General features: G+C 43.7%; 9 protein-coding genes, 1 tRNA gene and 1 pseudogene. 9 read left to right on the top strand and 2 right to left on the bottom strand.

Going from position 1 to position 12,985, the window contains the following annotated elements; all coding sequences use genetic code 11:
* Entirely contained in the window at positions 1-1,572 is a 1,572-nt protein-coding gene (locus GQA99_RS16980) for an anthranilate synthase component 1 (RefSeq protein WP_189386257.1), read from the bottom strand.
* A 444-nt stretch (positions 1,573-2,016) separates the two neighbouring features.
* Here GQA99_RS16980 and rnm point away from each other — a divergent pair, with 444 nt between their 5' ends.
* The 4 genes and pseudogenes from rnm to scpB form a co-directional block, all read left to right on the top strand.
* Positions 2,017-2,877: an RNase RNM gene (gene rnm / locus GQA99_RS16975; RefSeq protein ID WP_160055896.1), complete on the top strand. Its 861-nt coding sequence runs from the start codon at positions 2,017-2,019 to the stop codon at positions 2,875-2,877.
* A complete protein-coding gene (locus tag GQA99_RS16970) occupies positions 2,874-3,494 on the top strand; it encodes an L-threonylcarbamoyladenylate synthase (RefSeq protein ID WP_160055894.1) in 621 nt (206 codons plus the stop codon). The genes rnm and GQA99_RS16970 overlap by 4 nt, the downstream gene beginning before the upstream one ends.
* Positions 3,495-3,527: 33 nt before the next feature.
* Positions 3,528-4,316 carry a segregation and condensation protein A gene (locus tag GQA99_RS16965; protein ID WP_160055892.1) on the top strand — a complete coding sequence of 263 codons (789 nt, stop codon included), beginning with the start codon at positions 3,528-3,530 and terminating at the stop codon, positions 4,314-4,316.
* Positions 4,317-4,349: 33 nt separating this feature from the next.
* Positions 4,350-4,943, top strand: a pseudogene (gene scpB, locus GQA99_RS16960) (SMC-Scp complex subunit ScpB); the annotation flags it as partial.
* 234 nt (positions 4,944-5,177) lie between these two features.
* Here scpB and GQA99_RS16955 read toward each other — a convergent pair.
* Complete coding sequence (locus GQA99_RS16955) at positions 5,178-6,101, bottom strand: LysR family transcriptional regulator (RefSeq protein ID WP_170293567.1); 924 nt, start codon at positions 6,099-6,101, stop codon at positions 5,178-5,180.
* Positions 6,102-6,284: 183 nt separating this feature from the next.
* Here GQA99_RS16955 and GQA99_RS16950 point away from each other — a divergent pair, with 183 nt between their 5' ends.
* From GQA99_RS16950 to GQA99_RS16930, 5 genes are all read left to right on the top strand, one after another.
* Positions 6,285-7,364 carry an efflux RND transporter periplasmic adaptor subunit gene (locus GQA99_RS16950; protein WP_160055886.1) on the top strand — a complete coding sequence of 360 codons (1,080 nt, stop codon included), beginning with the start codon at positions 6,285-6,287 and terminating at the stop codon, positions 7,362-7,364.
* A gap of 3 nt (positions 7,365-7,367) precedes the next feature.
* The gene (locus tag GQA99_RS16945; protein WP_160055884.1) at positions 7,368-10,451 is read left to right on the top strand and encodes an efflux RND transporter permease subunit; all 3,084 of its coding nucleotides are present in this window, start codon (positions 7,368-7,370) and stop codon (positions 10,449-10,451) included.
* Positions 10,452-10,652: 201 nt separating this feature from the next.
* A complete protein-coding gene (gene rluB, locus GQA99_RS16940; protein ID WP_160055882.1) occupies positions 10,653-11,525 on the top strand; it encodes a 23S rRNA pseudouridine(2605) synthase RluB in 873 nt (290 codons plus the stop codon).
* A gap of 173 nt (positions 11,526-11,698) precedes the next feature.
* A complete protein-coding gene (locus GQA99_RS16935) occupies positions 11,699-12,031 on the top strand; it encodes a hypothetical protein (protein ID WP_229785961.1) in 333 nt (110 codons plus the stop codon).
* A gap of 531 nt (positions 12,032-12,562) precedes the next feature.
* Positions 12,563-12,648 (top strand) — tRNA-Leu (locus tag GQA99_RS16930).
* Positions 12,649-12,985 lie beyond the last annotated feature (337 nt).

The raw sequence follows: 12,985 nt of genomic DNA, 5'->3' as shown, positions 1-12,985 counted from the left end.
TCATAGGCCACCTCCCATTTTAATGGCCGAAATGACCGCCTGAGCTTTTTGACGGGTTTCATCGGCTTCGGCTTGTGGATCTGAGTCGAATACCACACCGGCACCGGCTTGAATGTAAGCAACGTTATTTTTGACAAACGCTGAGCGAATCACGATACAGGTATCCATGTCGCCCAAACCGTTAACATAACCTACAGCACCACCATAACTGCCGCGACGAGCTTGTTCCGCTTCACGCACCAATTGTGATGCGCGTACTTTTGGCGCACCGACTAAGGTGCCCATGTTCATACAGGCTTGATAAGCGTGCAGGGCATCTAAATCACTGCGTAACTGACCAGTAACACGACTCACAAGGTGCATCACGTGCGAGTAACGGTCTACTTTAAGTAATTCGGCCACTTTACGACTGCCGCTTTGGCTAATACGGGCAATGTCGTTGCGGGCTAAGTCGACCAGCATTAAATGCTCAGACAACTCTTTTTTGTCTAAACGCAGCTCAAGTTCGATACGGCTGTCTAAATCAAAGTCGATTTCGCCTTGGGCATTTTTACCGCGTTTACGGGTGCCGGCAATTGGATACACTTCTACCTGATTGCTGGCCGCGTCGTATTTCAAGGCGCTTTCTGGTGAGGCACCAAATAAGGTGAAATCTGGGCCGCGGAAATAAAACATATATGGGCTTGGGTTGGTCAGTCTTAAGGCGCGGTATGCTCCTAATGTATTAGGGCAAGGCAAGCTGAAACAACGAGAGGGCACGACCTGGAAAATATCGCCAGCAACAATGTGCTCTTTTAAATCGACGACTGTTTTTTTGAATTGCTCGTCGCTGATGTTCACTTCAGCTTCAGCGTCAATCGGTGCTAATAGAGCGACATCGCCCAGAGTCGTACATTGCTGACTGACGCTATCGATTTGTGTTTGCAGCTGCGCTTTAATGGCTGGGTCTTGATTAAATTGATGACTGACAATGTCTGCTTGCTTAGTTTGGTGATCAATTAATATCAAGGTTTCTGCGAGGTAGAACAAATAATCTGGGCAATCGTTATTGGCATTGGGCGCGGCAGGAAGCGGCTCTACAGTGTCAATTAAGTCATATGCCAGTACGCCACCTAAAAATAAGTCTTCAAATTTAACCGCATTGTTTGTGTGAATGTGCTGCACAAACATGCGTAAACCATCAAGCGGTGAGGTCGATTTTAAGCGCGCATCTTCATCTTGTAGCTCGGTGGCTTTTTGTAAGGTGACGATTAATTGTTTTGGCTGACGTTGTAATCCGGCGTGATTAAAGAATGTGGCAATTGGCTCAAGTAAGCTGGCGCCGTTTTCAGTTAGTGCGCTAAAGGTCAGTTGATAACCGTCACAGCGGATCATCATGGCGGCATGGGTTAACACGATGCTTTTAAGATGATCTTTACTTTCGACCTCAGCGGATTCTAGCAGCATAGTATGCGGCGCATTTTGGGTAACATGCTGATACAGATTTAACGGATCAGTATGGTAGGTTAACGCTTGTTTTTGCGTGCTAACCTGAGCGAGTTGGTTTGGTGTGATCACTGTAGTCGTCACTATGCTGCCGCTCCTTGTGTATTAATGTTTATCATCTGGTCACCTTAACTGCTGTTTAACCCGAGTAATCCGATGGGCCAAATAACAAGAAAGCCCACATCTCTGCGGGCTTTCTGGTAAAATCTTGTCTCTTAAAAATGAGCACAACGCTTCACACCACCCGTTAATTTGGGAAGTGCCACCACCAAGTAATGTGTAATGAAGCTAAAGAGTGTGTCATTGTTAATCGCTATATTAAGTTCTGTATTTCGTGCCTATAGGAAAACCCAGCTGGGCTATAAAGTCAATTGAATATTACTCAAAAACACTGAAAAATGTATCCAGTAGTGTCTATTGTTGATTTATTGAACGCAAAGCGCAGCTTTACCCTAAAAATAGTTGTTATTTGACATAATTAATTCACTAATCCCAGCAGTATTTTTATTGGTATTCTTGTACAATAAACAGATGATTACAGAGACTCTATTGGCCGATCTTCACAGCCACACGACCGCATCAGACGGTCAACTTACACCCACTCAATTAATTTCTCGCGCCATTGAAAAGGGCGTCGAGATGTTTGCTATTACCGACCACGACACCGTTGGCGGTTTAGCAGAAGCACATATTGCAAACCTTGCACATGCAACGCCATTGAAACTGATTAACGGTTGTGAAATATCGACGCGTTGGAACAGTTTTGATATTCATATTGTGGGCCTTAACGTCGATATTACCCACACGGGCCTTTTAGACTTTTTAACCCAACAACGCGAGTTGCGTGAAGTGCGCGCTCAAGAGATTGGCGAGCGCCTAGCTAAAGCAGGCATTGAAGGGGCTTATGAAGGTGCTAAAGCCATTGCAGGCGATGCCGCATTAAGCCGTGGGCATTATGCACGTTGGCTAGCGGACAATGGCCATGCGACAGATATGCCTAGCGTGTTTAAAAAGTATTTAGCCCGCGGAAAAACCGGTTATGTGCCCAATAATTGGGGTGACATGGCCAGTGCCATTGAACATATTCATCAAGCGGGTGGCCTTGCGGTGTTAGCTCACCCAAGTGGTTATAAATTGTCGGCAAAGTGGCTTAAGCGTTTAGTGCGCGAATATGCAGAAGCGGGCGGCGATGCAATGGAAGTAATTTTGGGCCAGCAAACACTGGACGACCGAAATAATCTTATTGCTCTGAGTAAACTTAATAACCTGCTTGCGTCTGTGGGCAGTGATTTTCATTTTCCTAGTAATTGGATTGAACTAGGCAAAAACTTATACCAACCCCAGGGTGTTGAGTGGGTTTGGCAATCTCAAAATTGGATGGAACGGACATGAGTCAATTTTTCTATATTCACGATGAAAACCCACAAGCGCGGTTAATAAACCAGGCTGTGGCGATTCTTAAACAAGGTGGGGTGATTGTATATCCTACCGACTCGGGTTATGCATTAGGTTGTATGATTGGCGACAAAAATGCCATGACACGCATGGTGCGTATTCGTCAGATTGAAAACGACACTAACTTTTCGTTAATGTGCCGTGACTTATCTGAGCTTGCTAACTTTGCCCGCGTAGACAACCAGGCGTATCGCTTACTTAAAAGCTGCACCCCAGGGCCGTATACTTTTATTTTTAAAGCGACTAAAGAAGTGCCGCGCCGTTTACAGTGCGATAAAAAACGCACTATTGGTATCCGTGTGCCGAACAACTTAATTGCTTTAGCTCTGCTTGAAGCCCTTGATGAGCCGATGATGAGCACCAGTTTGGTGATGCCAAACGAGCAATTTGCTGAATCAGATCCTGAGCATATTCGCGATATTTTAGAGCATCTAGTGGATGGTATTATTCACGGCGGTTACTTACCTGAGAAGCAAACCACAGTGATTGATATGTCAGAAGATGAAGTGGTTATTTTACGCCGCGGCGCAGGCGATACCAGTGCATTTGAATAAGCAATCGTTCTGTTTGAGTATTAAGGAATAATCATGCAAGGCAGTCAACAAAGCCTTCCACTTGCTGTGGTGCGCGGCCAAGCAATGGACAGCATGCCACTTGACTTGTTTATTCCGCCTGAGGCGCTTGAGGTGTTTTTAGAAACCTTTGAGGGACCACTGGATCTACTGCTGTACTTAATTCGTAAGCAAAAGCTGGATGTGGTTGATTTACCCATTTCGCAAATTACTCAGCAGTATTTAATTTATATTGAGATATTGACCGAAGCACGAATTGAATTAGCCGCAGATTATTTGGTGATGGCGGCCACTTTAGCCGAAATTAAATCACGCTTATTGCTGCCTAAAATGGCACATGAAGACGATGAGGAAGAAGATCCTCGAGTGGTGCTTATTCGACAGTTAAAAGCCTACGAGGTGATTAAGCAAGCTGCGGCCGATTTAGATGAATTACCGCGAATAGAGCGCGATGTGTTTCAAGCCTCTGTGGTCGCTGCGCCGGGTATTAAGCCTGTCGTTGTGCCTCCTGAAGTGTCGTTAGCCGACATTGCTCGCGCCTTTGGTGAAGTGTTAAAACGCATTGATGCTAACGAAGACCATCATGTAAAACGCGAACAATTATCAACCCGTGAGCGCATGAGCCAGATTTTAGCCATGTTATCGAGTACCGACTTTATTGGTTTTGAGCGTCTATTTGATGTAACGGAAGGCCGGGCGGGCGTGGTGGTGAGCTTTTTAGCGTTAATGGAACTGGTGAAAGAGTTGCTGGTGGAATTAGTGCAAAATGAGCCGTTTTCGCCTATTTATGTTAAAGCTTTTTAGTGTTTATCTTATTGAGTCTTTAGAACTAAGCCCATGAATCAAATCAATGCCATTCAGCTTAAACAATTAATCGAAGCCAGTTTGTTTGTACTGGGTAAACCACTATCAATCAAAGTCTTAAAAGAAACCGTATTGGCTAACTTTACTGTCTCACGCGTGCGTATTCAAGAAGCCCTCGATGAACTTCAGCTCGATTATCAAGATCGCGGCGTACAACTGGTAAAAGTAGCCAGTGGTTATCGTTTTCAAACTCAAGAAATGCTTAGCCCATTTTTACAGCCGCTTTGGCAAGAAAAAGCCCCTAAATACTCACGTGCCACCATGGAAACCCTTGCGGTTATTGCCTATAGGCAGCCGGTGACTCGTGGTGATATTGAGCAAATTCGTGGTGTAGCCATCAGCACTCATATCATTAAAAGCTTACTTGATCGCCATTGGATTAAGGCGGTTGGCCATAAAGAAGTACCTGGACGCCCCGCGCTGTACGCGACAACTCCTCAATTTTTAGATTACTTTGGCTTAAAAAAATTGGCCGATCTACCAGCTTTAACTGATGTAGCATCGTTACAAGCACTTTTTGATAAAGCCAGTATCGCCTTGGATAACGCTGAAGATGAAAGCAGCGATAATGATACAGAAACGCGCATTGATACTGATGACAGTGGCACCATTGAAAACGCTAGCAATGATCGCGACACTGAAGTTAATGAGTTAAACGACGACTCAAATAATAATTCAAACAATGGCTTAAACAACGACTCAAGTGCTGACACTGTCGATCCAAGTGATAAACACTTTACGCATTAAGCTAGCACGTAAACCTGCTACATCTCGTTGAGGTTTATTGATTCAATGTGTTTTCTAGGTCCACACTTTATTATTGATGACAGCAGCCTTACTGGTTTGAACGGGCATTTCAGTTAACATGTAATCGATTAATCGTTGACCTGTTAAACTTAAAAAACGCCTTGATGGATAGACTAAAAACACCACACCGAGATAAGGCGGGAGCTCGTCAAATAATCGGATTAGCTTACCTTGCTCAATATCCTCAACACAAATCCCTTGGGGTAAATACCCAATCCCGCGGCCCAGGCGAGTGGCTTCATAAGCCAGTTGAATACTATTAGTACATATATTGCCTTTTACGGCTTGCAGCACATCATTGGCTAATGGTACCTCGCTAAAGGTTTTGCCATTAGGGAAGCGAAACAAGATTGAATTGTGTTGTTCAATATCGCTGATGCTTTTTGGTGTGCCAACTTTTGCAAGGTACTCAGGGCTGGCAAAGAAACACATTTCTTCATGCAAGATCGGTTTTGCCACCATATCAAGCTCGCTAAATGTTTCATTGACCATAAAAGCGATATCAATATTATTGCGAACCATGTCCAATGGTTCAGTACTGGTAATGATTTCAATAGTGAACTTAGGGTTTGCATCCATAAAGGCAAATATTTTGTTCACAATTTGCATTATTTGCGGCACTGGAAACATCAAAATGCGTAAATGGCCGGTGAGTTCAGCTTTATTGTCGGTTATATCGGCGATGGTTTTATCAAGTTCAGCTAACATCACCAGGGTTTTTTCGTAAAATTGACTGCCAGCCGAAGTTAATGAGATCGCGCGGCTTAAGCGATGGAACAACTTGATATTTAATGATTCTTCAAGCGACAGTAACCTTCGGCTCACTGTTGATTTAGGTAAATTGAGTAAATCTGCGGCTTCTAATATGCTGCCAGTTTCTACAATTCGATGAAACAAGGCAATGTCTTCGGTTTTCATGGTAATTACTCGTAGATTAATCGTGAAGTCAAACTCAAATAATGGGATTGATATTCCCAAACAAACCCATTTATTGCAACCATAAATCAGCGTATTGTCTGCCTATTATTGTCACAATTAATAATCAATCATTTAATACCATTCTTTTATGTCTGTTATCTGCCTAACACCAAGGATTTGTCGATGAAATATCACTCAATGTTACCGTTAACATTGCTTGCTACTGTGCTTTTTGCTGGTTGTTCTCAAGCAGAAAAGACCGTAGAAAAAGAAGTCATTCGCCCAGTAAAGTTATTTGAAATCACTGAGTCAACAGCTAATAAAGTGCATAAGTTTCCAGCTAAAGTGACTGCCAATAGCCGTGCGGAATTGTCGTTTAGAGTCTCTGGCCAATTGGTTAAACTCGATCTTGTTGAAGGGGAAGCGGTTAAACAGGGTTTTTTACTGGCTAAATTGGATGATCGCGATGCGAAAAACAACTTAATGACCAGTGAAGCCAATTACGAGTTTTTGTCTGCTGAGTTTACCCGTAATCAGGCCATGTTTAGTCGTCAATTAATCTCTCAGGCTGAGTTTGACAGTAGCAAAGCACAATTAAAAACCGCCAAAGCTGCGTTAGAAGCTGCTAAAGATCAACTTAGTTATACCCGTTTAGAAGCGCCATTCAGTGGCACTATCGCTAAACGTATGGTCGACAACCATCAAATCGTCCAAGCCAATCAAGGCGTGTTAACCCTGCAAAATAATCACTTACTCGACATCAGCATTCAAGTGCCTGAAGCGATAGTCGCTAAGTATGCTCAAACGGTGACCCACAATTTAAAAGCCAAGGTGCGCTTCAGTGCCATGAATGACAGAGTTTTTGATGCCTATTTTAAAGAATATTCTACCCAGGTAACCCCTGGCACGCAGGCTTATGAAGTGGTGTTTTCATTAGAACAACCGCAAGACGTGCAATTGCTGCCGGGCATGAGCGCCGAGCTAGTGATTGCGCAAACATCTCAAGACCAAAGCGTATTTACCGCAATAGTGCCCATGTCGGCAGTGGATAAAGATGACACTAACGCTAATGTTGTGGTGTGGAAGTATGATCCACAAAGCGGTGAAGTGAGTCCGGTAAATGTGACTCTCGGGCGCGTGAGTAATGAAGGTGTCGAGGTGTTAACGGGTATACAAAAAGGCGATCTTCTTGTGGCTGCCGGTTTATCACAACTGTCTGTTGGCATGAAAGTAAAACCTTTACGCTGGCAGCGAGGAGTATAAGCGATGAGTGTTGCTGAGTACTCAATTAACAACAAAGTCATTAGCTGGATGTTTACCCTGTTACTGCTCATTGGCGGTAGCGTTGCCTTTACCGGTTTAGGCCAGCTTGAATTTCCAGAATTTACCATTAAACAAGCATTGGTGATTACGGCATACCCTGGAGCCTCACCAGAACAAGTGGAAGAAGAGGTCACTTTACCGCTTGAAAATGCATTACAACAGTTAGACGGGGTAAAACACATTACCTCAATCAACAGTGCTGGCTTATCACAAATTCAAATTGAAATTAAAGACAGTTACGACAAACAACGTTTGCCACAGGTGTGGGACGAAATGCGTCGTAAAGTGAGTGATACTCAAGGACAGTTACCGCCCGGTACGTCTTCATCGCAAGTGATAGATGACTTTGGCGATGTGTACGGTATTTTGCTTAACTTGTCTGGTGATGATTTTAGTAACCGTGAACTGAGCAATTATGCTGATTATTTACGTCGTGAATTGGTATTGGTTCCCGGGGTAAAAAAAGTATCCGTAATTGGTAACATTACTGAACAAGTTGTCATTGAAATATCACAACAAAAATTATCGGCGTTAGGCTTAGATCAAAATTACATATACAGCTTAGTGAACAACCAAAACGTTGTATCTAATGCAGGCAGTATTGTGATTGGTGATAACCGGATTCGATTACACCCAACTGGTGAGTTTAATTCGGTTAACGCATTATCTCGTTTAGTCGTGAGTTCACCGGGCAGTACAGAGCTGATTTATTTGGGTGACATTGCTCGTATAGCCAAAGAGTTTGATGAAACCCCGAGTGTGATTTATCACAACCGCGGGCAATTGGCATTGAGCTTGGGGATTTCATTCTCAGGCGGTGTCAACGTGGTTGATGTTGGCGAGAGAGTTAACGAGCGCCTTGAGCAGTTGGAGTCACAGCGTCCCATAGGCATGGCGCTAGATACGGTATACAACCAAAGTCATGAAGTGGATAGCACGGTTAAAGGTTTCTTAATTAACTTGCTTGAATCGATTGCGATTGTGATTGCCGTGTTGTTGCTATTTATGGGCTTGCGTTCGGGCTTATTAATGGGACTAATCCTGTTACTGACCATTTTAGGTACTTTCATTATGATGAAAGTGCTTGGGATCGAATTGCAACTTATCTCGCTAGGGGCACTAATTATTGCGCTAGGGATGTTGGTCGATAACGCGATTGTGATCACCGAAGGAGTATTGATTGGATTGCAGCGTGGAAAAACACGCCTAGAAGCGGCTAAGCTGATTGTGTCACAAACTCAGTGGCCATTATTAGGTGCAACGGTTATTGCCATTATTGCCTTTGCTCCTATTGGTTTATCGCAAAATGCCGCCGGTGAGTTTTGTCGCTCGTTATTCCAAGTATTGATGATTTCGTTGTTCATTAGCTGGATCACCGCCATTACTTTAACGCCATTCTTTTGTAATGTGTTGTTTAAAGATGCAGAGCCCACTGATGAAGAAGTTGATCCTTACAAAGGCTGGTTATTTACCGCATACCGCGGCACATTATCCATTGTTCTGCGATACAGAATCGCGACCTTGCTATTAGTGCTAGTGATGTTGGTGTCGGCAGTATTTGGCTTTGGCTATATTAAGAACGTATTTTTTCCTGCGTCGAATACACCTATCTTCTTTGTCGATGTGTGGATGCCAGAAGGTACAGATATTAAAGCCACTGAACGTTTTGTAACCGATATTGAACACAGGCTGATTGCCGAAGATAAGCAAAACGGCACGGGTATGGTGCATTTGTCGAGTGTGATAGGCCAGGGTGCACAACGATTTGTGTTACCTTATCAGCCTGAAAAAGGTTATGCCGCGTTTGCTCAGATCATCATTGAAATGGAAGATTTAGATGCGGTTAGAGCGTATATGCCAGAGGTTGAGCGTTTTTTAGCGCAGAACTTCCCGCAAGCGCAATATCGTATGAAAATGATGGAAAATGGTCCGTCGCCAGCCGCTAAAATTGAAGCGCGCTTTTATGGTGAAGACCCACAAGTGTTACGTGCGTTAGCCACCCAGGCCAAAGAGATCTTCAATAACGAACCTACAATGGACAGTGTTCGTCATGATTGGCGCAATCAAGTGCCGGTGATCCGCCCGCAATTATTGAATGCGCAAGCGCGTGAAACCGGTATCAGTAAGCAAGATCTGGATAACGCTTTATTGCTTAACTTTAGCGGTAAACAGATAGGCTTATATCGCGAAACCAGTCACTTATTGCCTATTGTTGCCCGGGCGCCAGCAGAAGAGCGTTTACAAGCTGATAGCTTGTGGAAAATGCAAATCTGGAGTGCCGAGAACAATACGTTTGTTCCTGCGACTCAGGTGGTTAGTGAGTTTACCACGGACTGGGAAAACCCGTTGGTCATGCGCCGCGACAGAATCCGCATGTTAGCCGTATTAGGCGATCCTAAATTGGGTTCAGACGAAACGGCAGACTCGGTGCATCGTAAAGTGAAAGCGAAAGTCGAAGCCATTGAACTTCCGGCTGGTTATCGCTTTGAGTGGGGCGGCGAGTATGAATCTGCGGGTGAAGCACAAACGGCGGTATTTAGTTCTATTCCGCTCGGTTATTTAGCGATGTTTTTAATTACCGTATTGCTGTTTAACTCGGTAAGGCAACCGTTAGTGATTTGGTTTACCGTGCCGCTTGCTGTTATTGGTGTATCTGCCGGCTTACTGTTGTTTGACGCGCCATTTAGTTTTATGGCCTTGCTTGGTTTACTGAGCTTGTCAGGCATGGTGATTAAAAACGGTATCGTATTGGTTGAGCAAATAAACCTCGAGCTTCATGATGGCGCAGCACCGACGAATGCATTAGTGCATTCTTGTGTGAGTCGTGTTCGCCCGGTCATGATGGCGGCCATCACCACTATGCTGGGGATGATCCCGTTAATCAGCGATGCCTTCTTTGGATCAATGGCCATTACCATTATCTTTGGCCTCGGTTTTGCGTCATTGCTGACTCTAGTGGTATTGCCTGTGATGTACAGTTTACTGTTTAACATCCGTTTTGATCGCCAGGACATTACAGCGCATTAGTTTATTGTTGGGCTCATGATGAAACCGCTGACGCATTTAACCGTGTCGGCGGTTTTTTTTGCTCGTTTGTCACATTCAGCGTATAATATTGGCACTTTTCTAATTGTATGCGTCACTGGCGGGTACAATCCTAAAAAGACAATAAAGTAAAAGTAAATAACCTTTTGCTTTCTATAGAATTTCTTTAAAGAGTCCCCGCTAATGAGTGAAAAATTGCAGAAAGTCTTGGCCCGTGCAGGCCATGGCTCCCGTCGTGAGATGGAGGCATGGATTGCTGCAGGCCGAGTTAGTGTTGACGGTGAAATTGCCAGTTTAGGCGATCGTGTCGAGGCTGATGCCAAAATACGTATTGATGGCCGTGCCGTTTCATTAAAGTCAGCTGACGACATCGTTTGTCGTGTGTTGGCTTATCATAAACCTGAAGGTGAAATTTGCTCGCGCAAAGATCCTGAAGGTCGTACGACCGTGTTTGAACGTTTACCTAAAGTGCGTGATGCTCGCTGGGTTGCGGTAGGTCGATTAGATATTAATACCTCGGGTTTATTATTATTTACCTGTGATGGTGAACTTGCTAACCGTTTAATGCATCCATCAAACGAAGTTGAACGTGAATACGCAGTGCGTACTTTTGGTGAAGTACCAGAAGCGGCAGTACAACGTTTACGCACCGGCGTGACCTTAGAAGATGGTCCTGCGCAGTTTGACAGCATCAAACCGGCTGGCGGCGAAGGCATTAACCAATGGTGGCATGTGACTCTACGTGAAGGACGCAATCGTGAAGTGCGTCGTTTATGGGAATCACAAGAAGTGCAGGTGAGCCGTTTGATCCGTGTGCGTTATGGTCAAGTTGAGTTACCAAAAACCTTGCCTCGTGGCGGTTGGATTGAATTGCCAATTGACCAAGTAAACTATTTACGTCAACTTGCAGGCCTTGATCCTGAAACACGTTCATTATTGGGTAGTGACAAACACAGTGTCGCTCGCTCTAAAGTGAAAAGTGCTAAAATTCGTCGTGCTGTACGTAAACATAAAGTGGGTTCAAACCACGGAAAACCAACACGTCAGCGTGACTAATCACATGATGTTGGTTTTGCCTCTAAAGGTCGCTAAAGCGGCTTTTTTATTGACTGTAATTTTATGTAATTCTGCTTGTTTAAAGCCCAATCTCAGATATGATCCGCACCATTAATTAAAACTTTCTGCTCAAGCTCTTTATGGGGCCTGGGTATTATTGTGAGTGTTTGAAAATGATGAAGAAACTGTTTGCTGGTTTATTGGTGTTATTGGTTGTTGGCTGTGCTTCAGCCCCAAGCTGGGAAGGTATGTCAGAGCGTGAAATTAGCCAGTGGAAATCGATAGGGTTTGATGCCACTCAGGCTCAAAACTGGCGAGTTAGAGGTTTTGATGCAACAGAAGCAAATGGTTGGGTGCAAGCTAACTTCAGTTTAGATACCGCAACTATTTGGGCTAAAGAATCTTTTAATGTAGAAGAAGCACAAGTATGGTCTGAAGCGGGCTTTGAAATTGAAGATGCAGTCACCAATCGCAGCAAAGGCTTAACACCAGTTAGAGCAAATTAATCGTACTGTTTATTCTGCTGTTGGTTATTTTATTTTATACCATTCCACGTTAGTAAATGATCTCTCAGCGAGAATTTAAAAGGGCTTAAACAAGGCGAATGACTGAATGAATAGTTGTTCTCTTTCGAAGTCATGCAACGCAGTGTAAGCCCTTTTAAAACTCGCCTGAAAGGAATGCCCCAGCGACTTTTGCTTTGCGTTCTCGCTATTTGAAAGGGAACAACCATTACTACATAGCGACGCCTTAATCAAAAACCGCTGGATGCATTCTGAGTGGTCACTTATTAATGCGGAATGGTATTATTAAACATGAGTGCGTTGCTGTTAACTCACTCAGTTTGCTGTAATTTAAATCGAATTGACGAATTTTGAAGCGTTCAGTTCAAACCTGATAAAGTTTTTGTTGCTTGGCAAAAAAAAATCAGTAAAGTATGCACCAAGTTAAACGGGACGCGAAAAACGACCTAAGTTAACTTGTTGGAAATCAAAATTTAGTGCCTTGATATTAGATATCAAAACACAACAAGTTTTGCCCGAGTGGTGGAATCGGTAGACACAAGGGATTTAAAATCCCTCGCTGAATAAGCGTGCCAGTTCAAGTCTGGCCTCGGGTACCATTATTTACATACGTAAGTATGGTGTAAAAGAACCTCAACATAAGTTGGGGATTTTTTATATCTGAAATTTGAGTTTTATCGTTAAGAATTAAATCCAAAAGCAAAATCCCTCGCGCTCTGGTTGAACATCAGGCGTGCCAGTTCAAGTCTGGCCTCGGGTACCATTATTTACATACGTAAGTATGGTGTAAAAGAGCCTCAAAACAAGTTGGGGCTTAATTAGATGGTCCGCCTCACCCCTAAGCTAAGCTAAACTTAGGGTAGGCTAATCAAAGAGGCGAACCATCATGACTACTATTAAAGTAATTGGGATCGATTTAGGCAAATCTTCTTTTCA

Origin of the sequence: Shewanella litoralis, from assembly GCF_009828585.1 — a bacterium.
GTDB classification, from domain to species: domain Bacteria; phylum Pseudomonadota; class Gammaproteobacteria; order Enterobacterales; family Shewanellaceae; genus Shewanella; species Shewanella litoralis.
Note: the sequence above shows the minus strand (reverse complement) of the source record. Positions and strands in the feature narration are given on the sequence as shown.

Excerpts from the sequence above, each read along its gene's own strand:
- rnm (WP_160055896.1), top strand. The coding sequence starts at position 2,017 with ATGATTACAGAGACTCTATTGGCCGATCTTCACAGCCACACGACCGCA.
- GQA99_RS16970 (WP_160055894.1), top strand. The coding sequence starts at position 2,874 with ATGAGTCAATTTTTCTATATTCACGATGAAAACCCACAAGCGCGGTTA.
- GQA99_RS16965 (WP_160055892.1), top strand. The coding sequence starts at position 3,528 with ATGCAAGGCAGTCAACAAAGCCTTCCACTTGCTGTGGTGCGCGGCCAA.
- GQA99_RS16955 (WP_170293567.1), bottom strand. The coding sequence starts at position 6,101 with ATGAAAACCGAAGACATTGCCTTGTTTCATCGAATTGTAGAAACTGGC.
- GQA99_RS16950 (WP_160055886.1), top strand. The coding sequence starts at position 6,285 with ATGAAATATCACTCAATGTTACCGTTAACATTGCTTGCTACTGTGCTT.
- GQA99_RS16945 (WP_160055884.1), top strand. The coding sequence starts at position 7,368 with ATGAGTGTTGCTGAGTACTCAATTAACAACAAAGTCATTAGCTGGATG.
- rluB (WP_160055882.1), top strand. The coding sequence starts at position 10,653 with ATGAGTGAAAAATTGCAGAAAGTCTTGGCCCGTGCAGGCCATGGCTCC.
- GQA99_RS16935 (WP_229785961.1), top strand. The coding sequence starts at position 11,699 with ATGATGAAGAAACTGTTTGCTGGTTTATTGGTGTTATTGGTTGTTGGC.